This is a genomic window from Aquipuribacter nitratireducens (genome assembly GCF_037860835.1).
GTDB classification, from domain to species: Bacteria; Actinomycetota; Actinomycetes; order Actinomycetales; family JBBAYJ01; genus Aquipuribacter; species Aquipuribacter nitratireducens.
This window is the reverse complement of sequence record NZ_JBBEOG010000003.1, coordinates 109,001-130,150: the sequence shown is the minus strand read 5'-3', so window position 1 is coordinate 130,150 and position 21,150 is coordinate 109,001. Positions and strand designations below refer to the sequence as shown.

General features: G+C 74.6%; 15 protein-coding genes. 4 read left to right on the top strand and 11 right to left on the bottom strand.

The window, feature by feature from the left end; all coding sequences use genetic code 11:
- From gap to uvrA, 7 genes are all read right to left on the bottom strand, one after another.
- Positions 1 to 1,008 (bottom strand): type I glyceraldehyde-3-phosphate dehydrogenase, encoded by a 1,008-nt coding sequence (gene gap, locus WAB14_RS06865; protein WP_340268738.1) that lies wholly within the window; start codon positions 1,006 to 1,008, stop codon positions 1 to 3.
- 171 nt (positions 1,009 to 1,179) lie between these two features.
- Positions 1,180 to 2,160, bottom strand: coding sequence for a DNA-binding protein WhiA (gene whiA / locus WAB14_RS06860; protein ID WP_340268736.1), 981 nt, complete (start codon positions 2,158 to 2,160; stop codon positions 1,180 to 1,182).
- Positions 2,161 to 2,252: 92 nt separating this feature from the next.
- Entirely contained in the window at positions 2,253 to 3,239 is a 987-nt protein-coding gene (locus tag WAB14_RS06855) for a gluconeogenesis factor YvcK family protein (RefSeq protein WP_340268734.1), read from the bottom strand.
- A gap of 32 nt (positions 3,240 to 3,271) precedes the next feature.
- A complete protein-coding gene (gene rapZ / locus WAB14_RS06850) occupies positions 3,272 to 4,171 on the bottom strand; it encodes an RNase adapter RapZ (protein ID WP_340268732.1) in 900 nt (299 codons plus the stop codon).
- Between the two features lie 34 nt (positions 4,172 to 4,205).
- Positions 4,206 to 6,212, bottom strand: coding sequence for an excinuclease ABC subunit UvrC (gene uvrC / locus WAB14_RS06845; RefSeq protein ID WP_340268730.1), 2,007 nt, complete (start codon positions 6,210 to 6,212; stop codon positions 4,206 to 4,208).
- 30 nt (positions 6,213 to 6,242) lie between these two features.
- Complete coding sequence (locus tag WAB14_RS06840; protein WP_340268728.1) at positions 6,243 to 6,806, bottom strand: QcrA and Rieske domain-containing protein; 564 nt, start codon at positions 6,804 to 6,806, stop codon at positions 6,243 to 6,245.
- A 71-nt stretch (positions 6,807 to 6,877) separates the two neighbouring features.
- Positions 6,878 to 9,796, bottom strand: coding sequence for an excinuclease ABC subunit UvrA (uvrA, locus tag WAB14_RS06835; RefSeq protein WP_340268726.1), 2,919 nt, complete (start codon positions 9,794 to 9,796; stop codon positions 6,878 to 6,880).
- A 114-nt stretch (positions 9,797 to 9,910) separates the two neighbouring features.
- On the opposite strand from uvrA, the gene WAB14_RS06830 reads away from it, so the two are divergent.
- From WAB14_RS06830 to WAB14_RS06815, 4 genes are all read left to right on the top strand, one after another.
- Positions 9,911 to 11,755, top strand: coding sequence for an HD-GYP domain-containing protein (locus WAB14_RS06830; protein WP_340268724.1), 1,845 nt, complete (start codon positions 9,911 to 9,913; stop codon positions 11,753 to 11,755).
- A 91-nt stretch (positions 11,756 to 11,846) separates the two neighbouring features.
- Positions 11,847 to 13,775 carry a glycoside hydrolase family 15 protein gene (locus WAB14_RS06825; protein WP_340268722.1) on the top strand — a complete coding sequence of 643 codons (1,929 nt, stop codon included), beginning with the start codon at positions 11,847 to 11,849 and terminating at the stop codon, positions 13,773 to 13,775.
- A gap of 83 nt (positions 13,776 to 13,858) precedes the next feature.
- Entirely contained in the window at positions 13,859 to 14,500 is a 642-nt protein-coding gene (locus WAB14_RS06820) for an MBL fold metallo-hydrolase (RefSeq protein ID WP_340269162.1), read from the top strand.
- A 2-nt stretch (positions 14,501 to 14,502) separates the two neighbouring features.
- Positions 14,503 to 15,921 carry a pyridoxal phosphate-dependent decarboxylase family protein gene (locus WAB14_RS06815; protein ID WP_340268720.1) on the top strand — a complete coding sequence of 473 codons (1,419 nt, stop codon included), beginning with the start codon at positions 14,503 to 14,505 and terminating at the stop codon, positions 15,919 to 15,921.
- Here WAB14_RS06815 and uvrB read toward each other — a convergent pair.
- The 4 genes from uvrB to coaE form a co-directional block, all read right to left on the bottom strand.
- A complete protein-coding gene (gene uvrB, locus WAB14_RS06810) occupies positions 15,881 to 17,974 on the bottom strand; it encodes an excinuclease ABC subunit UvrB (protein ID WP_340268718.1) in 2,094 nt (697 codons plus the stop codon). The two genes, WAB14_RS06815 and uvrB, sit on opposite strands and share 41 nt — an antisense overlap.
- A gap of 48 nt (positions 17,975 to 18,022) precedes the next feature.
- Positions 18,023 to 18,538 carry a poly-beta-1,6-N-acetyl-D-glucosamine biosynthesis protein PgaD gene (gene pgaD, locus WAB14_RS06805; protein ID WP_340268716.1) on the bottom strand — a complete coding sequence of 172 codons (516 nt, stop codon included), beginning with the start codon at positions 18,536 to 18,538 and terminating at the stop codon, positions 18,023 to 18,025.
- A complete protein-coding gene (gene pgaC, locus WAB14_RS06800) occupies positions 18,535 to 19,821 on the bottom strand; it encodes a poly-beta-1,6-N-acetyl-D-glucosamine synthase (RefSeq protein ID WP_340268714.1) in 1,287 nt (428 codons plus the stop codon). Before pgaC ends, pgaD begins: the two co-directional genes overlap by 4 nt.
- A 64-nt stretch (positions 19,822 to 19,885) precedes the next feature.
- Complete coding sequence (gene coaE, locus WAB14_RS06795) at positions 19,886 to 21,100, bottom strand: dephospho-CoA kinase (protein WP_340268712.1); 1,215 nt, start codon at positions 21,098 to 21,100, stop codon at positions 19,886 to 19,888.
- Between the last annotated feature and the right edge of the window lie 50 nt (positions 21,101 to 21,150).

The window sequence follows — 21,150 nt, the reverse complement described above, 5'->3', positions numbered from 1 at the left end:
TCAGAGACCGCGCCCGACGAGAGCGCTGATGTCGACGAGGCGGTTGGAGTAGCCCCACTCGTTGTCGTACCAGCCGAGGACCTTGACCTGGTCGCCGAACACCTTGGTGACCCCGGCGTCGAAGATGCACGACGCGGGGTCCGTGACGATGTCGGTCGAGACGATGGGGTCCTCGGTGTAGCTGAGGTACGGGGCCAGCGGGCCGGACTCCGCCGCGGCCTTCACCGCGGCGTTCACCTCCTCGACGCTGACCTCCCGGCCCACCTGGACGGTGAGGTCGGTCGCCGAGCCCGTCGGGACCGGCACGCGCATGGCGTAGCCGTCGAGCTTGCCCTTGAGCTGCGGGAGGACGAGCCCGATCGCCTTCGCGGCGCCCGTGGACGTCGGCACCATGTTGAGGGCGGCGGCGCGGGAGCGGCGCAGGTCCTTGTGGGGGCCGTCCTGCAGGTTCTGGTCCTGCGTGTAGGCGTGGATCGTCGTCATGAGCCCCTTGACGATGCCGAACGCGTCGTCGAGGGCCTTCGCCATCGGCGCGAGGCAGTTCGTCGTGCACGACGCGTTCGAGATGATGTGGTGGTTCGCGGGGTCGTAGTCGCCGTCGTTGACGCCCATCACGACCGTGATGTCCTCGTTCTTCGCCGGCGCGGAGATGATGACCTTCTTCGCCCCGGCGTCGATGTGCGCCTTCGCCTTGGTCGCGTCGACGAAGATGCCGGTGGACTCGATGACGACGTCCGCACCCAGCTCGCCCCAGGGCAGCGCGGCCGGGTCCCGCTCCGCGGACGCGCGGAAGGTGTGCCCGCCCACGGTGATCGAGTCCTCGGAGTGCGAGACCTCGGCGTCGAGCCGGCCGAGGATGCTGTCGTACTTGAGCAGGTGGGCGAGCGTCGCGTTGTCGGTGAGGTCGTTGACCCCCACGACCTCGATGTCCGCGCCGGCGGCGAGCGCCGCCCTGAAGAAGTTGCGGCCGATCCGCCCGAACCCGTTGATGCCGACCCGTACGGTCACGTCGGTTCCTCCTGTGCTGGTCGCTGGTGCCTGGTGCGCTGGGGTGCGCCGTTCACTGCGAGCTGGAGTGTCGTCCTCGTCACACCTCGGTCGACCCTACAAGCGCCCGTCGCGGGCGGGAAATGGCGTCCCGGTGGTGGACGCCGCACGCCGGGGCGCCGGGCGCCGGCCTCAGACCTCGAGCATGTCGGGCGTGAGGTTCGCGTCCGTGCCGGGGACGCCGAGCTCGCTCGCGCGCTTGTCCGCGAGCGCGAGCAGGCGGCGGATGCGGCCGGCGACGGCGTCCTTCGTCATGGGCGGGTCGGCGAGCTGGCCGAGCTCCTCGAGGCTCGCCTGCTTGTGCTCCAGGCGCAGCCGCCCGGCCTGCCGCAGGTGGTCGGGGATCTCGTCGCCGAGGATCTCCATCGCCCGCTCCACCCGGGCGCCCGCGGCGACGGCCGCGCGCGCGGAGCGACGTAGGTTCGCGTCGTCGAAGTTCGCGAGCCGGTTGGCGGTGGCGCGGACCTCGCGGCGCATGCGCCGCTCCTCCCACACCATGACGGCGTCGTGCGCACCGAGCCGGGTGAGGAGCGCGCTGATCGCCTCGGCGTCGCGGACGACGACCCGGTCGACGCCGCGGACCTCGCGGGCCTTGGCCTGGATGCCGAGGCGGCGCCCGGCGCCGACGAGGGCGAGGGCGGCCTCGGGGCCGGGCGCGGTGACCTCGAGCGCGCTGGAGCGGCCGGGCTCGGTGAGCGAGCCGTGGGCGAGGAAGGCCCCGCGCCACGCGGCCTCGGCGTCGCACACGGCCCCGCCGACGACCTGGGGCGGCATGCCGCGGACGGGGCGGCTCCGGGCGTCGAGCAGCCCGGTCTGGCGGGCGAGGGTCTCCCCCTCGCGGCTCACGCGGACGACGTACCGGGTGGCACGACGCAGCCCGCCGGGCTGGAGCACGAGCAGCTCGCTGGGGTGGCCGTACACCTCGCCGATCTCGCGGCGGAGTCGGCGCGCGGCCTGGGCGGTGTCGAGCTCGGCCTCGATGACGACGCGGCCGGCGACGATGTGGAGCGCGTTCGAGAAGCGCAGCATCGCCGTAACCTCGGCCTTGCGGCAGCACACCCGCGTGACGGGCAAGCGGCTCAGCTCGTCCTTGACCGATGCCGTGAGCGCCATCCCGTCATCCTGCCATCCGCACCCGGGCGGGCTGTCCGGTTCGCGAGGCCCGCCCGCACGCTGCAGGTCTGCGTTCGTGCCGACGCCCGAGGTCAGCGGCGCAGGTCGGCGGTGACGCCGGCGAAGACGTCGGCGTACGCGGCGGCGAGGCGCAGCGGGTGGTGCCGGGCCGTGCCGTCGCTCCACGACACCTGACGCATGACGAGGTTCGCGCCGAGCTGACCGGCCGCGTGCGCGAGCGCGTCGACGTCGTCGACCGCGGCGGGGTCGGCGACGACGGCGTCGAGGGTGAGGCCGGGCGCGTAGGCGCCGAGCACCTCGAGCAGCTGCTCGGGGCGGTACCCGGCGGTCTCGTTGGTGCCGGGGTCGAGGTTGAGGGTGACGCAGCGGCGCGCGGTCGTGCGCTGCAGGGCGTCGGCGAGCTCCGGCACGAGCAGGTGCGGGCACACGGAGGTGAACCACGACCCCGGCCCCATGACGACCCAGTCGGCCTCGAGGACCGCTCGCACCGCCTCGGGGTTCGCGGGCGGGTCGGTCGGGTCCAACCGCACCCAGCCGACCCGGCCGGCGGTGGTCGCGACCTCCTTCTGCCCCCGCACCGTGCCGGTGACGCCGTTCGCGGGGTCACGGACGTCGGCCTCGATCGTGAGCGGGCGGTCGGACATCGGCAGCACGCGGCCCTGCGCGCCGAGGAGGTCCCCGATGACCCGCAGCCCGTCGACCGGGTCGTCGAGCAGCTGCCACAGGGCGACGATGAGGAGGTTGCCGACCGAGTGCCCGGCGAGCGGCCCGTCGCCGGAGAAGCGGTGCTGCAGGACGTCGCGCCACAGGTGGCCCCACTGCGAGTCGTGGCACAGGGCCGCCAGCGCCATGCGGAGGTCGCCCGGCGGCAGGACCCCGAACTCCTCGCGGAGCCGGCCCGAGGACCCGCCGTCGTCGGCGACGGTGACGACCGCGGTGACGTCCTCCGTGACGTGCCGCAGTGCCGCCAACGACGCGGCGAGGCCGTGCCCGCCGCCGAGGGCGACGACCCGCACCGGCGCGCGGGCGCCCCGGCGCGACCGGGCCGCGGCCGGCACCCGCCGCCTCAGTCCCGTGGGCGCGGGTCCGCTCACTCCCGCCCCAGGTCGCGGTGCACGGCGTGCGTGACGACCCCGTCACCGGAGAGCCGCTCCGCGAGCTGCTCGGCGACGGCGACGCTGCGGTGCTTGCCCCCGGTGCACCCGACGGCGACGACGGCGAACCGCTTCCCCTCGTCCCGGTAGCCCTTCGTCATGATGCGCAGGCAGCGGGAGTACGCGTCGACGAACTGCTCCGCCGCCGGGTCGCCGAACACGTGCTCGGCGACCGCCGGGTCCAGACCCGTCCGCGGCCGCAGCTCCGGCACCCAGTGCGGGTTGGGCAGGAAGCGGACGTCGGCGAGGTTCTCCGCGTCGACCGGCACACCGTGCTTGAACCCGAACGACAGGACGGTGAGGTGGAGGTCCGCCCCGCCCGCGCCCGCCGGTCGCATCGCCGCGCGCACCTTCGCCGCCAGCTGGTGGACGTTGGTGTCGCTCGTGTCGATGAAGATGTCCGCCATCTCGCGCACCGGCTCGAGGAGCTGCCGCTCCTCCGCGATGGCGTCGAGCACCGTCGCCCCCTGCGTCTGCAGCGGGTGCGGTCGGCGGACGGACTCGAAGCGGCGGACGATGACGGGGTCGGCCGCGTCGAGGAAGAGGACGACGGGCGACAGCCCCTTCGCGCGGACGTCGTCGAGGGCCCGGCTGAGGTCCGGGGTGACGGTGCGGCCGCGGGCGTCGATGGCGACCGCGAGCCGGGGCACGGCGCCGGCGGCGCGGATGGTGAGCTCCGCGAGCGGCGGCAGCATCTCCGGCGGCAGGTTGTCGACGACGAACCAGCCGTCGTCCTCGAGCACGTTGGACACCGTCGAGTGCCCGGCACCGGACATGCCGGTGACGATGAGGACCTCGGAGGCCTCGGGGGCGTCGCCGTCGAGCGGCTCGGTCACGGGTGCGTCTCCTCGGGCTGGGTGAGGCGGGGTCTCAGCCCACCACCTCGCCGGTGCTCGTGTCGACCGAGACACCCGCGCCGTCGCCCGGGCGCAGGGCGGCGACCACCGCGGCGGCGAGCGCCGGACCGATGCCCTTCACCTGCGCGACGGCGGCCTCGTCCGCCTCGCGGACGGCGCGGACGGAGCCGAACGCGTCGAGCAGCGCGCGACGCCGGGCCGGCCCGAGGCCGGGCACGGCGTCGAGCTCGCTGACGGTCATGCCCTTGCTGCGGCGGGCCCGGTGCTTGGTGATGGCGAAGCGGTGCGCCTCGTCGCGCAGCCGCTGCAGCAGGTAGAGCCCCTGGCTCGAGCGCGGGAGCACGACGGGGTGGTCGTCGTCCGGCACCCACACCTCCTCCAGGCGCTTGGCGAGGCCGACCACGGCGACGTCGGCGATGCCGAGGTCCGCGAGGGCCTGGCCCGCCGCCGCGACCTGAGGGGCGCCGCCGTCGACCACGACGAGCTGCGGCGGGTAGGCGAAGCGGCGCGGTCGTCCTGTCGTCGGGTCGATCGCGCCGGGCGCTCGCGCCCCCTCGTCGTCGCCCTCGTCCGGGTCGGGGCCCATCTCGAGGTCGCCGGCCTGCTCGCGGTCCTCGAGGTAGCGCCGGAACCGCCGGCCGAGGACCTCCCGCATGGCGGCGGTGTCGTCGTCCCCGAGGTCGCCCCGGACGTTGAACGTGCGGTACTCCGACTTGCGTGGCAGGCCGTCCTCGAAGACGACCATCGACGCCACCCGGTTGCTGCCCTGCAGGTGGGAGACGTCGTAGCACTCGATCCGCAGGGGTGCCTCGGGCAGGGCGAGCGCCTCCTGCAGCTCCTGCAGGGCGAGGCTGCGGGTCGTGAGGTCGCCGGCGCGGCGGGTCTTGTGCAGCGCGAGCGCCTGCGTGGCGTTGGTCCGGACGGTGTCGAGCAGCGCGCGCTTGTCGCCCCGCTGCGGCACCCGGACGTCCACGCGCGACCCCCGCAGGCCCGACAGCCACTCACGGACCTCGTCGGCGTCGGCCGGCTCCTCCGGGACCAGCACCTCGCGCGGCACCGCCCCGCTCGGGTCCCCGCTCGGGTCGTCGGCGCCGTACACCTGCTGGAGGAGCCGTTCGACGAGCTCGGCGGTGGTGACGTCCTCCACCTTCTCCACCACCCAGCCGCGCTGCCCGCGGATGCGGCCACCGCGGACGTGGAAGACCTGGACGGCGGCCTCGAGCTCGTCCTCGGCGAGGGCGAAGACGTCGGCGTCCGTCGCATCGGGCAGCACGACGACGTTGCGCTCGAGCGCCCGCTGCAGCGCCCCGATGTCGTCACGCAGCCGCGCGGCCCGCTCGTAGTCCAGGGCCGTGGCGGCCGCCTTCATCTCCCGCTCGATGCGCCGGACGAACTTCTGGGTGTCCCCCGCCATGAACTCGACGAAGTCGTCGACGAGCGCGCGGTGCTCCTCGGCGCTCACCCGGCCCACGCACGGGGCGGAGCACTTGTCGATGTAGCCGAGCAGGCACGGTCGACCGACCTGGCCCGCGCGCCTGAAGACGCCCGCGCTGCACGTGCGGACGGGGAACACGCGCAGGAGCTGGTCGACGGTCTCCCGGATCGCCCACGCGTGAGAGTAGGGACCGAAGTAGCGGGTGCCCTTCCGCTTGGCCCCTCGCAGCACCTGGACGCGCGGGAACTCCTCCCCCACGGTCACCGCGAGCCACGGGTAGGACTTGTCGTCGCGGTACTTGACGTTGAAGCGAGGGTCGAACTCCTTGATCCAGGAGTACTCGAGCTGGAGCGCCTCGACCTCGGTGCGCACGACCGTCCAATGGACCTTCGTCGCGGTGAACACCATCTGCTGGGTGCGCGGGTGGAGCCCGGCGGGGTCGGCGAAGTAGCTCGTGAGCCGCTGACGCAGGCTCTTGGCCTTGCCGACGTAGATGACGCGGTCGTGTCGGTCCGAGAAGCGGTAGACGCCGGGCTGGTCCGGGATCTCGCCGGTCCTCGGCCGGTACGTCGAGGGGTCCGCCACCGCTCCAGGGTAGGTGCGGGCCCCGACGGCTCAGGCGGGGGTGAGGACCACCTGGTCGCCCTCGACACGGGCCGGCACCGACGGCAGCGGCGTCGGGGCGGGGCCGGCGACGACCGCGGCGCCGTCGCCGGCGTCGAACCGGCTGCCGTGGTTGGGGCAGAAGAGCTCGAGCCCGCCGGCGGCCTCGACGGTCGTGCCCTGGTGGGTGCAGGCGGCGCTGAAGGCGACGACCTCGCCCGCCGTGGGCTGCGCGACCACGAGCCGGGTCCCGAGGGCGTCGACGACGACCGCCTCGCCCACCGGGACGTCGGCGAGCGGGACGGTGGCCTCGGCGGAGGCGTCCGTGCCGCCGGCGGTCGTCCCGGTCCCGGCCTGCGACCCCGTGTCCGTCCCGGCCTCCGTACCGGCCCCGGACCCGCCTGTCGCACCGGCGGCGGTCCCGTCGCCCGCGCCGGCCGCGTCCGTGGCGACGGCGTCCTCCTCGCCGTTTCCGCACGCCGCGAGCACGCCCGCGGCGATGGTCGTCACGCCGACCCCGGCGAGCGCCCGCAGCAGCGAGCGCCGTGACGAGCAGGGGAACGTGTCGTCGGCCATGTGTCCTCCTGGGGCGGGGATGTCGTCGAGGGGTACGGCACCGAGCCGGTCGGCGGATGCGTAGGGGGTCCTCAGCCGGCCTTGCGCCGGGCGGGCGCGTCGCCGTCGAGCATGGGGGCGAGGAAGCGGCCGGTGTGGCTCGCCTCTACGCACGCCACCTGCTCGGGCGTGCCCTGCGCCACCACGGTGCCGCCGCCGGACCCGCCCTCGGGGCCCATGTCGACGACCCAGTCGGCGCTCTTGATGACGTCGAGGTTGTGCTCGATGACGATGACGGTGTTCCCCTTGTCGACGAGACCCTGGAGCACGCCGAGCAGCTTGCGGATGTCCTCGAAGTGCAGGCCGGTCGTCGGCTCGTCGAGCACGTAGACCGTCCGCCCGCTCGAGCGCCGCTGGAGCTCGGTCGCGAGCTTGACGCGCTGCGCCTCGCCGCCGGACAGCGTCGGTGCGGGCTGACCGAGCCGGACGTAGCCGAGCCCGACGTCGTTGAGGGTCGTGAGGTGGCGTGCGATGGCCGGCACCGCGGCGAAGAACTCCGCCGCCTCCTCGATCGGGCTGTCGAGGACGTCGGCGACGGTCTTGCCCTTGAAGTGGACCTCGAGCGTCTCCCGGTTGTACCGGGCGCCGTGACACACCTCGCACGGGACGTAGACGTCCGGCAGGAAGTTCATCTCGATCTTGAGCGTGCCGTCGCCCTGGCAGTGCTCGCAGCGCCCGCCCTTGACGTTGAACGAGAACCGACCCGGCTGGTAGCCGCGGATCTTCGCCTCGGGCGACTGGGCGAACAGCTTGCGGACGTGGTCCCACACGCCGGTGTACGTCGCGGGGTTGGACCGCGGCGTGCGGCCGATCGGGCCCTGGTCGACGTGGACGACCTTGTCGAGGTGCTCGAGCCCCGTGACGGTGCGGTGCCGACCGGGCACCTGCCGGGCGCCGTTCAGCTTGTTGGCGAGCACCGTGTAGAGGATGTCGTTGACGAGCGTCGACTTGCCGGAGCCCGAGACACCGGTGACGGCGCAGAGGACACCGAGGGGGAAGTCGACGTCGATGCCGCGGAGGTTGTGCTCGCGGGCCCCCCGCACGCCCAGCATGCGCCCCCGGTCGACCGGGCGCCGCCGCGCCGGCATCGGGATCTCGCGGCGGCCGGCGAGGTAGGCGCCGGTGAGCGACGCCGTGTTGCCGAGCAGCTCGTCGAGCGGTCCGGAGTGGACGACCTGGCCGCCGTGCTCCCCCGCCCCCGGCCCGATGTCGACGACCCAGTCCGACGCCTTGATCGTGTCCTCGTCGTGCTCGACGACGATGAGGGTGTTGCCGAGGTCCCGCAGCCGGGTGAGGGTGCCGATGAGGCGCTGGTTGTCGCGCTGGTGCAGCCCGATGCTCGGCTCGTCGAGGACGTAGAGGACCCCGACGAGCCCGGCTCCGATCTGCGTGGCGAGCCGGATGCGCTGCGCCTCGCCACCCGACAGCGTGCCGGCGGCGCGGTCGAGGCTCAGGTAGTCGAGCCCGACGTCGAGGAGGAACCCGAGGCGGGCGTGGATCTCGCGCAGCACCCGGTCGGCGATCGTGTGCTCGCGCTCCGTGAGGTCGAGGTCGGCGAGGAACTCCGCCGCCTCACCGATCGTCAACGACGACACCTCCGCGATGTTGCGCCCCGACACCGTGACGGCGAGCACCTCCGGGCGCAGCCGCGCCCCGTGGCACACGGGGCACGGCACCTCGCGCATGTAGGCGCCGTAGCGGTCGCGCGCCCACTCGGAGTCGGTCTCGGCGTGGCGGCGGCGGATGAACGGGATGACGCCCTCGAAGCCCGCCCGGTACGCCCGCTGACGGCCGTGCCGGGTGCGGTAGCGGACGTCGAGCTGCCCGTCGAGGCCGTGGAGCACGGCCGTGCGGGCGCGCTCCGGGAGGGCCCGCCACGGCGTGTCCACGGAGAAGCCGAGTGCGTCGGCGAGGCTCGTGAGCAGCTTGTCGAAGTAGTCGACGCTCTGGGTGCCCTGCGACCACGGGGCCACGGCGCCCTGGGCGAGCGACAGCTCGTCGTCGGGGACCACGAGCTCGGGGTCGACCTCGAGCCGGGTGCCGAGACCGCTGCACTCCTGGCACGCGCCGTACGGCCCGTTGAAGGAGAACGTGCGGGGCTCGATCTCCTCCAGCGCCACGGGGTGGTCGTTGGGGCACGCGAGCCGCTCGCTGAAGCGGCGCTCGCGCGGGGCGAGCTCGTGGTCGGCCGTGCTCGCCCCGGCGGGCACGTCGACGAGCTCGACGACGACGATGCCGTCGGCGAGCCGCAGCGCGGTCTCGACGGAGTCGGTGAGGCGCCGCTTCGTGGCGCGCTGCCGCTCCTCGTCGCCCTCGGAGCGGGAGACGAGCCGGTCGACGACGACGTCGACGTCGTGCTTCTTCCGCTTGTCGAGCGCCGGTGGCTCGGCGAGGCTCACGACCTCGCCGTCGACCCGGGCGCGGGAGTAGCCCGTGGACTGCAGCTCGCGGAACAGCTCGAGGTTCTCGCCCTTTCGCCCGCGGACGACCGGCGCGAGCACCTGGAACCTCGTGCCGTCCGGCAGCTGGAGGAGCCGGTCGACGATCTGCTGCGGCGTCTGGCGGCCGATGGGCTCGCCGCAGACCGGGCAGTGCGGACGCCCGGCCCGCGCGTAGAGCAGGCGGAGGTAGTCGTGGATCTCCGTGATCGTGCCGACCGTGGAGCGCGGGTTCCGGTTCGTCGACTTCTGGTCGATCGACACCGCGGGCGACAGGCCCTCGATGAAGTCGACGTCCGGCTTGTCCATCTGCCCGAGGAACTGGCGGGCGTACGCGCTGAGGGACTCGACGTAGCGCCGCTGCCCCTCCGCGAAGATCGTGTCGAAGGCGAGGGACGACTTGCCGGAGCCCGACAGGCCCGTGAAGACGACGAGGGAGTCCCGGGGGATGTCGACGCCGATGTCCTTGAGGTTGTGCTCGCGGGCACCGCGGACGACGAGACGTTCTGCCACGCCTCAAGGGTAGGTCGCTCCTCGGACACCGCCGTCCGGGACGGCGTGCCCCCGAACGGTTGACGTCGAAACCACAGCCTGCGAGCACGGGCCGGTCCTGCCGATCCCCTGGCCGTGACGACGACCCGAGAATCGCACCCGCGGGGCGGGTCGCGCGAGGAACGCTGGGCGTCGCGACCGGTCCTGGCGGCCACGCTGCGGATCTCGATGCTGTGCCTGCCCGCGGTCGCGGCCGCGGCCGCCGGACTCGCCGCGGGACGGCTGCTCGAGGCCGCGGCCGCTCCCACCCGCGTCCTCGCCGTCATGGTCGCCTCGTTGGCCGTCGCCGTCCTCGCCGAGGTCGCGACGCGCAGGTTCCTCCCGCTGCACGCCCTGCTGCGCATGTCGATGCTCTTCCCCGGCCGCGCCCCGTCCCGGCTGGCCGTCGCCCGCCTCGGCCGCGACCGCGGCAGGGTCGAGGCGGTGCTCCGTTCGAGCGCGCCCGCCGAGGAGGTGGCCGCCGCGATGCTCGCCCTCGTCACGGCCCTCGGACGCCACGACCGACGCACCCGCGGTCACAGCGAACGCGTCCGCATGCTCACCGACCTTCTCGCCGAGCAGCTGCGGCTCCCGCAGCAGGACCGGGACCGGCTGCGCTGGGCGGCCCTCCTCCACGACATCGGCAAGCTCGACATCGCGGCGTCGGTCCTGTCGAAGCCGTCGCGCCTCGACGCCGACGAGTGGGCTCTCATGCGGGAGCACCCCACGAGCGGCCTCCGGCTCGCCGGCCCCTTCGCGACGTGGCTCGGCGAGTGGGCCGGCGGCATCGGCCACCACCACGAGCGCTGGGACGGCGCCGGCTACCCCGACGGTCTCGCCGGCACGCACATCAGCCGCGCCGGGCGCCTGGTCGGTGTCGTCGACGCCTTCGAGACGATGACCGCCGCCCGGTCGTACAAGCGGGCGGGCAGCACCCGCGCCGCCCTCGCCGAGCTCACCCGGTGCGCCGGCACGCAGTTCGACCCGGCCGCCGTCCGCGCCTTCATCGGCATCCCCCTCCCCCGGCTCTGGTGGGCGACCGGACCGCTCGGTCTCGTCCTGCAGGTGCCGGTGGTCGGCAGCGCGCAGCAGGCCGTCGTCCAGGTCTCGGGATCCGTCGTCGCGGCGTCCGGTGCCGGCGCCGCCGCCGCCGGCACCGCTGCTGTCGCGGCGGGCACGGCGGCGGTCGTCGGCGTGGGTGGCGCGCTCGCCCTGGCCCCCCTCGCCGCCACGGCGGCGGAGCACCTGCCCGCACTGAGCCTGCTGGTCGGTGGGACGTCGTCCACGGCGGACGCGATCGGCACCGGGGGGACGAGCGGGACGAGCGGGACGGTGGGCCCGACGGGCGCGTCACCCTCGACGGGACCCGGCGCCGGCCCCGCGGTCGTGAACACGGCGCGGGCGACCGGGGGACCACCGCCGGGACCCGCCCCCCAGAGGCCCGAGAGCACCGGACGGGCGGCGTCCGGTGCCGCACCCACCGGTCGAGGAGCCCCGACCGGCACGTCGGGTCCGGGGGCGGGACCCGTCGCCCCCGGGGCGTCGGCACCGACCGACGCCGGCCGGGAGCCCTCCGCCGACGTCCCGGGTGCGGACCGCAGCCCGACTCCGGCCCCGCCGACCCCTGCCCCGACGACCCCGCCGGTCCCCGCGGCGCCGGTGGACACCCACACGACGGTGCCCGCCAACCGCACCAGCACCACCCCACCCGCCGCCCGCACCACTCCTCCTGCACCCCGCACCACCCCTCCTGCACCCCGACCCACCGCCCCCACCGCTCCCGCCGCTCCCACCACGCCCACCGCTCCCACCACGCCTGCCGCTCCGGGTGCACCCGACCAGCCGGGCGGCGCACCCGCCGCTCCGGAGCCCGCGACAGCCTCGGCGAAGGCGGGTCCCGGCGCCGCACCCGGCGCCGCGCCGGCCCCCTCGACGGGCTGAGACCCGCACGCCCGCCGGGGGGCGACGCACGGGCGTCCCGCCGCGTGCCGAAGTCCCGCGCCCGCGGGGCGGCGGGGGTAGCGTCGAGGTCGTGGGACCGACCCTGCCCTCGGGCTCCCTGCCGCAGCCCATCGGGAGCTATGCCCTCCTCGGCGACCTGCACTGCGCCGCGCTGGTGTCGGAGGAGGGCAGCGTCGACTGGCTCTGCCTGCCGCGCTTCGACTCCCCCGCGTGCTTCGCCGCCCTCCTCGGCACGCCGGACGACGGGCGGTGGCTGCTGCGACCGGCCGACGACGACGCCGAGCTCCTCGAGCGGGGCTACCGCGCCGACACCCTCACCCTCGAGACCGTGTGGCGGACCGGCACGGGGACCGTCCGGGTCACGGAGACGATGCCGGTCGGCGGGCGCCGTGCCGACCTCGTCCGCCGCGTCGAGGGGGTCGAGGGCACCGTGCGCATGCGGCAGGAGCTCGTCCTCCGCTTCGGCTACGGCGCGGACATCCCGTGGGTGCGACGCATCCGGGACGACGGCTCCGCCGTCGACGCCGCGTTCGCGCTGCCCGCACCGCGCCAGACGAGGCTCCGGGGCGTCGGCTCGGGCCCGAACGCCGCGACCTCCGCCAGCGACGACGGCGGCGCGCAGGCGCTCCTCGCCGTCGCGGGCCCCGACGCCGTCCTGCTGCGCTGCGACCCGCTGCCCGTGCCGGTCGACCACCGCCACGCCGGGGAGTTCGACGTCGCCGCGGGCCGCCGGCACGACCTCGTCCTCACGTGGTACCCGTCGCACCGGCCGCCGCCGGAGCCCGTGTACGTCACCGCGGCCATCGACCGGACGGACGCGTGGTGGAAGGACTGGGCGTCCCGCTGCGCGCACGAGGGCCGCTACTCAGGGCCGGTCAAGCGGTCCCTCCTCACCCTCCGGGCGCTCACCCACGAGGACACCGGGGGGATCGTCGCCGCGGCGACGACATCGCTGCCGGAGGACATCGGCGGGGAGCGGAACTGGGACTACCGCTACGTCTGGCTGCGCGACGCCGCGCTCACCCTCGAGGCCCTGCTCGCGCACGGCTACCTCGACATCGCCGACTCCTGGCGGCAGTGGCTGCTGCGCGCCGTGGCCGGCGCCCCCGAGGACGTGCAGATCATGTACGGCATCGCCGGCGAGCGCCGCCTCGAGGAGTACGAGCTCGACCACCTCGCGGGCTACGCGGGGTCGCGGCCCGTGCGCGTGGGCAACGCCGCGGTCGCCCAGCTCCAGGTCGACGTCATCGGCGAGGTCATGGTCGCCCTCCACGCCGCGCGGTGCGCCGGCCTGCCGACGGACGTCTTCAGCTGGTCGCTCCAGGCGGCGCTGCTCGACCACCTCGCCGAGATCTGGGACCGCTACGACAACGGCATCTGGGAGATCCGGGGTGAGCTCCGCGCGTTCACCCACTCGCGGATCATGGCGTGGGCGGCCTTCGACCGGGGGGTGCGGGCCGTCGAGGACTTCGGCCGACCGGGTCACGTCGAGGTGTGGCAGCGGACGGCCGACGAGATCCGCGAGCAGGTCCTGCGGGACGGCGTCGACCCGGAGCGCGGCAACCTCGTGCAGTACCTCGGCGGGACCACCGTCGACGCCGCCCTGCTGCAGGCGGCCCAGGTCGGGTTCCTCGACTGGGACGACCCCGTCATGCTCGCGACCGTCCAGGCGGTCGAGAGCGACCTCGTGCGCGACGGCCTCGTGCTCCGCTACCGCGCCGAGACCGGCGTCGACGGGCTCGCGGGCGACGAGCACCCGTTCCTCGCGTGCTCGTTCTGGCTCGTCGAGCACTGGGCGCGGACGGGTCGGGAGAAGGAGGCGACCTCCCTGATGGACCGCCTCGTCTCGCTCTCGACCCCCGGCTTGGGGCTCCTCGCCGAGGAGTACGACCCCGCGGCAGGCATCTTCACCGGCAACTACCCGCAGGCGTTCAGCCACCTCGCCCTCGTCCGCGCCGCCGAGGCGCTCGACCACGTCGACCAGCGGGACGAGTGGTGACCTCCCCCCGGGTGGTGCGACCGAGCGAGCCGGACACGCCACGCCTCACGACGCGCCGCGGCGGGCCCGCGGTCCACCTCGACCTGGGACCGGTCGTCGTGTCGAAGGCCTCGGTCAGCGAGCAGGACAACTGCTGCTACGTCGTCACCGCCCGCGACGGCGGGGTCCAGCTGCTCGTGGACGCCGCCGACGACGCCCCGGCCGTCCTCGCGCTCGCGGACGAGGCCGCGACGGTGACCGCCGGTGGCCGCGCGGCGCGGGACGTCCGCGTCGTCGTCACGACCCACGGGCACTGGGACCACCACCGGGCGCTGCCGGACGTCCTGGCGGCGACCGGGGCCTCGAGCGCGGTGGGAGCCGACGACGCGGCCGACCTCCCCCGACCGGCGGACCGCGAGCTCCACCACGGCGACGTCGTGGACCTGCCCGGGCTCCGCCTCGACGTCGTCCACCTGCGCGGCCACACCCCCGGCTCGGTCGCCCTCGTGCTGCCGGGCACGGCCGAGCACCCGCCGGTCGCGTTCACAGGCGACTCGCTGTTCCCCGGCGGGGTGGGCAACACGTGGCAGGACCCGGGACGCTTCGCCTCGCTCCTCGACGACGTCGAGGCCCGGCTGTTCGACGTGCTCCCTGATGCGACGCTCGTCCTGCCCGGTCACGGCGACGGCACGACGCTCGGGACGGAGCGACCGCAGCTGCCCGGGTGGCGGGCGCGGGGCTGGTAACGGTGCGCACGTACGACGGCTGGGAGGAGCTGCTGGCGCGTGCGGCGGCCCACGCGGCCCGCTGGGCGGACGGGCTGCCCGGACGCCGCGTCGTGCCCGCGGTGCGACCGGAGGACCTCACCGCCCTCGGCGGTCCCCTGCCGGAGGCGCCCGAGGCGCCGGCGGACGTCCTCGAGCGGCTCGCCGCGGGCGCGGAGCCCGGGCTGACCGCCACCGGCAGCGGACGGTTCTTCGGCTTCGTCATCGGAGGTGCGCTCCCGGCCGCGCTCGCCGCCGACGTGCTGGGCGTCGCGTGGGACCAGAACACCGGCCTGCGCGCCGCCTCGCCCGCGCACGCCGCAGTCGAGGACTGCGTCGAGCGGTGGGTCGTCGACGTGCTCGGGCTGCCCCGGCAGACCGTGCTCGGGCTCGTCCCCGGCGGGCAGTCGGCGAACTTCACGTGCCTGGCGGCGGCCCGGGACGCGGTCCTGCGCCGCGCCGGTCACGACGTCGGCACGGACGGTCTGACCGGCGCGCCGAGGGTCCACGTCCTCGTGGGCGCCGAGCGGCACGAGACGGTGGACCGCGCCCTGCGCTTCCTCGGCCTCGGGGCGCCGACACCGGTCGCCGTCGACGGCCAGGGCCGCGTCGTCCCGGCCGCGCTCGCCGACGCGCTGTCGGAGGTACCGGAGGGCGCGCCGCTCGTCGTGTGCCTGCAGGCGGGGCACATCCACTCCGGCGCGTACGACCCGTTCCCCGAGCTGGTCCCGCTCGCGCGCGAGCGGGACGGCTGGGTGCACGTCGACGGCGCCATCGGCCTGTGGTCCGCGGCGGCACCGCGGCTCCGCCACCTCACGACCGGCATGGCGGAGGCGGACTCGTGGTCCACCGACGCCCACAAGACCCTCAACGCGCCGTACGACTGCGGCATGGCCCTCGTCCGCGAGCCGGCCGCGGTCGCCGCCGCCATGGGCATGCAGGCCGCCTACATGGTGATGAACGCCGAGCACGTCCTCGAGCCGATCGAGCGCACCCCGGAGTGGTCCCGGCGGGGCCGCGCATTCGGCACATGGGCGGCGCTGCGCAGCCTCGGTCGCAGCGGCCTCGCCGCCCTCGTCGAGGGGCTGCACGACAACGCGGTCCGGGTGGCCGACGGGCTTCGCACGATTCCCGGGGTGAGCGTCCTCAACGACGTCGTGTCGACACAGGTGACCGCCGCACTCCACGACGACGAGACGACTCGCGCGACCGTCGCCCGCGTCCTCGCCGACGGGCGCGTGTGGATCTCGGGGTCACGCTGGCACGACCGCGACGTGATGCGCGTGTCGGTCGCGAACTGGTCGACGGACGCCGACGACGTCGACCTCGCGGTCGAGGTGGTGCGCGAGGCGGTCGCGGACCTCAGACCCCCGCGGCCTGCATCCCCCGCAGCTCCTTCTTGAGGTCCCCGATCTCGTCGCGCAGCCGCGCCGCCACCTCGAACTGCAGCTCCGCCGCCGCAGCGTGCATCTGGTCCGTGAGCTGCTGGATGAGGTCGGCGAGCTCCGCCTGCGGCATACCCTCGTGCCGGGACACGGGCAGGGGCGCGACCGCACCGCCGCGGGCCTTGCCCGTCGACTGGCGCCGGCCCGACCCGCCGAGCAGGGCGCGGGTGTCCTCGTCCTCCCGGGCGATGAGGTCGGTGATGTCGGCGATCCGCTTGCGCAGCGGCGTCGGGTCGATGCCGTGGGCGCGGTTGTGCGCGAGCTGGATCTCCCGGCGCCGGTTCGTCTCGTCGATCGCCTGCTCCATCGACGGCGTGATCCGGTCCGCGTACATGTGGACCTCGCCCGACACGTTGCGGGCGGCGCGTCCGATCGTCTGGATGAGCGAGGTGGCGGAGCGGAGGAAGCCCTCCTTGTCGGCGTCGAGGATCGCGACGAGCGACACCTCCGGCAGGTCGAGGCCCTCGCGGAGCAGGTTGATGCCGACGAGGACGTCGTAGTCGCCCTGCCGCAGCTCCCGGAGCAGCTCGACGCGGCGCAGCGTGTCGACCTCCGAGTGGAGGTACCGCACCCGCTCCCCCTGGTCGAGGAGGTAGTCGGTGAGGTCCTCCGCCATCTTCTTCGTCAGCGTCGTGACGAGGACCCGCTCGTCGCGGCTCGTGCGCTCCCGGATCTCCGCGAGGAGGTCGTCGATCTGACCCCTCGTCGGCTTCACGACGACCTTGGGGTCGACCAGCCCCGTCGGGCGGATGATCTGCTGGACGACGTCGCCGCGGACCCGGCCCATCTCGTAGGGGCCAGGCGTCGCGGACAGGTACACGGTCTGCCCGATCCGCTCGACGAACTCCTCCCACCGCAGCGGCCGGTTGTCCATGGCGCTCGGCAGCCGGAAGCCGTGGTCGACGAGCGTCCGCTTGCGGGACATGTCGCCCTCGTACATCCCGCCGATCTGCGGGACGGTGACATGGGACTCGTCGATGACGAGGAGGAAGTCCTCCGGGAAGTAGTCGAGGAGGGTGTTGGGCGGGCTGCCGGGCGAGCGGCCGTCGAAGTGGCGGGAGTAGTTCTCGACGCCGGCGCACGTGCCGACCTGACGGAGCATCTCGACGTCGTACGTGGTCCGCATGCGCAGCCGCTGCGCCTCGAGGAGCTTGTTCTGCCGCTCGAGCTCGGCGAGCCGGTCCGTGAGCTCGGCCTCGATCGTGCCGACGGCGCGTTCGAGCCGCTCGGGCCCGGCGACGTAGTGGGAGGCCGGGAAGACGTACATCTCGTCCTCCTCGCGCACGACCTCACCGGTGAGCGGGTGGAGGGTGTAGAGCCGCTCGACCTCGTCGCCGAACAGCTCGATGCGGACGGCGAGCTCCTCGTAGACCGGGATGATCTCGATGGTGTCGCCGCGGACGCGGAACGTGCCGCGCGTGAAGGACAGGTCGTTGCGGGTGTACTGCATGGTGACGAAGCGCCGGAGCAGCTCGTCGCGGTCGATGCTGTCGCCCACCCGCAGCCGGGTCATGCGGTCGACGTACTCCTGCGGCGTGCCGAGGCCGTAGATGCACGACACGGTCGCGACGACGACGACGTCCCGTCGGGTGAGGAGGGAGTTCGTCGCCGAGTGCCGCAGCCTCTCGACCTCCTCGTTGATCGAGGAGTCCTTCTCGATGTACGTGTCCGACTGCGGGACGTACGCCTCGGGCTGGTAGTAGTCGTAGTAGCTGACGAAGTACTCGACGGCGTTGTGCGGCAGCAGCTCGCGGAACTCGTTCGCCAGCTGCGCGGCGAGCGTCTTGTTCTGGACGAGGACGAGCGTCGGGCGCTGGACCCGCTCGACGAGCCACGCCGTCGTCGCCGACTTGCCCGTGCCGGTGGCCCCGAGGAGGACGACGTCCTTGTCGCCGCGGTCGACCCGCCGGGCGAGCTCCTCGATCGCCTGCGGCTGGTCGCCGGACGGGTTGTACTCGCTGACGACCTGGAACGGCGCGACCGAGCGCTGGATGTCGGTGACGGGACGCACGGTCCCTACGGTAAGCCGGGCCACCGACAGCGCCGCTCGGGCGGGGCGCTACCCGGGTACCTCCGTCGCGGCCCGTCGCTGACCGGGGACGCGGGGACCGGGGAGCCGGTCCCCCGCCCACCGGACGTCGGCGGGCAGGAGCTCGTGGACCGTCACCGCCCGCACGCGCGCCTCGGCGTCGAGGGACACCTCGGCCACCCGGGCCAGGCGCAGGTCGCACCCGGCGACCCGGTCGGTCGCGAGGAGGGCCGCGCCCTCCTCCACCGTGACGTCCGAGGGCCGGGTGCGTCGCTCGACGTCACGGAAGCGGTGCAGCTGCCACGCCGCCCACAGCAGGAGCGCGAGGCACAGCCCGAGCCCGACGGCGGCGAGCGCGACGACGAGGAGGAGCTGCGTGCGCCCGGTCGGGAGGCTCGCGAGACCCACGAGGCCGGGGAGGTCGAACGCGGACACCGCGAGCAGGGTGAGGACCCCCCACGCCAGGACGGTCGTCGCGCCCTCGACGAGGCGCCGACGCCGCGAGCGCGCCCGGGACAGGTCGACGACGTGGTCGAGGACCCTCACGACGCACCACCGGTCGCGGCGAGGCCCCGGTCCGGGCTCGACCACGTCGCGCGGCCCGGCGCCGTGCGCCAGCCGAGCGTGAGGACCGCGGCGACAGCCGCGAGCATGCTGATGAGCCAGTACGCGAGCGGGTACCACACCAGCCACACGAGGCTGCGGTCACCGGCCGGCTCGTACGCGGCCTCGATGCGGCGGCTGACGGCGAACTGCAGCAGGCACACCAGCGCGACCACGACACCCGTCCAGCGGACGACCGCGCTCCCGAGGTCGACGCCCAGCTCCGCGGCCGTGCTGCCGGCTGCGAGCGCGCCGACGACGACGCCGGTGGTGGTGGCGATCACGACGGCCAGCGCCGCCAGCGCCCACAGCAGGCTCACGACGGACTCCACGAGGACGGGCCACATCCGCCGGCGCCGCCACGACAGCAGCGACGGCGCGTGCCGCACGAGCGCCTGCAGGCCGCCGCGCGCCCACCGGCGGCGCTGCCGCCACAGCCCGAGGACGGACTCGGGGGTGAGGATCGCGCACAGCGCCCGGGGCTCGTAGCGGATGTCCCAGTGGTCGCGCTGCAGCCGCCACGAGATGTCGATGTCCTCCGTCACCGCCGTGTCCGACCAGTAGCCGACCCGGTGGAGGGCGGCGCGACGGAAGGCGCACACCGCCCCCGACACGGTGAAGACGCGGCCGTACGTCCGCTGGGCACGGCGGGTGAGGCCGACGATGGCGCTGAACTCGCCGACCTGGAGCCGCCCGAGCAGGCTCGACCGGTTGCGGATGCGGGGGTTGCCCGCGACGGCGCCGACCCGGGCGGTGGACGTCAGGTGGGACGCGAGCCACGCGACGGCGTGGGTGTCGAGGAGGGAGTCGCCGTCGACGCACACCAGCACGTCGGAGCGTGCCGCGAGCGCGGCCGTGCGCAGCGCGACCGCCTTGCCCTCGTTCGAGGTGAGCCGCAGCACGCGGAGGCGTTCGTCGGTGGCGGCGACGGCGAGCATCTGCTCCCACGTGTCGTCGCTGCTGCCGTCGTCGACGGCGACGACCTCGAGCGCGGGCCACGACTGGTCGAGGGCGGCGCGCAGGGTCTCCGCGACGTTCGGTCCCTCGTCGTGGCACGGCACGAGCACGCTCACCAGTGGCGCCGCCGCCGGGTCCGCGGGCAGCGGGGGGTCGTCGACGGGGCGCTGTCCTCGTTCACGCCGCCACCAGAACCACACGCCGCCGGTCATCCACACGAGCGCCATGACCACCGGGTAGGCCATGACGAGGAGACCGAGCGTGTCCACGACCTCCGTGATCGGCCGGTCGGCACCCCGGCCGGATCCCCCGATCGGACGGTTCGGTGACGGTTCAGCCGTCCGGGTGCGTCGTCGGGTCGCGCCAGGCCGTCGCCTCCGCCCACCGCTGCATGCGCGGCCACGCGTGCTCGACGAACCACGGCTCCTTCGCTGCGGCGTACCCCTCGCGCCACGGGTGCTCCTCGGCGAGGCGCCGCTTGAGCGCTTCGTACCCCCGTCGCTCCGCGGGCTCGGCCCGCAACCAGTCCCGGAACAGCAGCGCGTACCGGGCCCCGGGGGAGCCTGCGGCCCGGACGTGGAGGTGGACCGGCCGTGCCGGGTCGGCGGCACCGTGGAAACGCTTCTGCCACAGTGCAGGGTCCTCGGCCTCCCCCGGCTTCGGGGTGTCCGACCAGGCGCCGGCCGCCCGCGGGAAGCCGGCGTCGGCGAGGGCGGTCGCCACGTCGTCGGCATCGGTGAGGTCCACCACGACGAGCTGGAGGTCGATGACGTCCTTCGCAGCCAGACCGGGTACGGCCGTCGACCCGATGTGGTCCACCCGCACCGCCCTGCCACCGCCCGCGCGTCGCACGCGCGCCGCCAGCCGTCGAGCCGTCGTCGGCCAGGTGGGGTCCGGCTCGTGCAGCGACACCCGTTGGGCCGGGGGAATCCACGGGCGGGAGCGGATGCCGGCCTCGAACGGGACGAGCCGGTCGGTCCACAGCCGGTCGACCGCCGTCAGGACGTCGTCGGGGGCACCGGTGTTGTCGAGCCACACGTCCGCGGCGGCGTGCCGCTGCGCGTCCGTCGCCTGCGCCGCGACGCGGCGGCGGGCGTCCTCCTCGGTGCTGCCCCGTTCGTCGACGAGCCGGCGGACCCGCTCGTCGGCGTCGGCGTGGACGACGACGACGAGGTGGTAGCGGTCCTCGTAGCCGAGCTCGACGAGGAGGGGCACGTCGTGGACGACGACGGCGTCGGCCGGCGCGGAGCGCCACCGCTCCGCGGTGAGCATGCGGATCCGCGGGTGGGTGATGTCCTCCAGCCGCCGACGCGCGTCAGGGTCGGCGAACACGATCCGGCCCAGCGCCGCCCGGTCGAGGGCGCCGGTGGGGTCGAGGACCGAGGGACCGAAGGCGGCGACGACCGCGGCGAGCCCGTCCGTGCCGGGGGCCACGACCTCACGGGCCATGGCGTCCGCGTCGAGGACGAGTGCCCCGTGCTCGGCCAGGCGGCGCGCGACGGTCGACTTCCCCGCCCCGATCCCGCCCGTCAACCCGACCCGCAGCACGAGGACATCGTGCCAGCACGACGACGGCCCGCCCCCTGCGCGGGGACGGG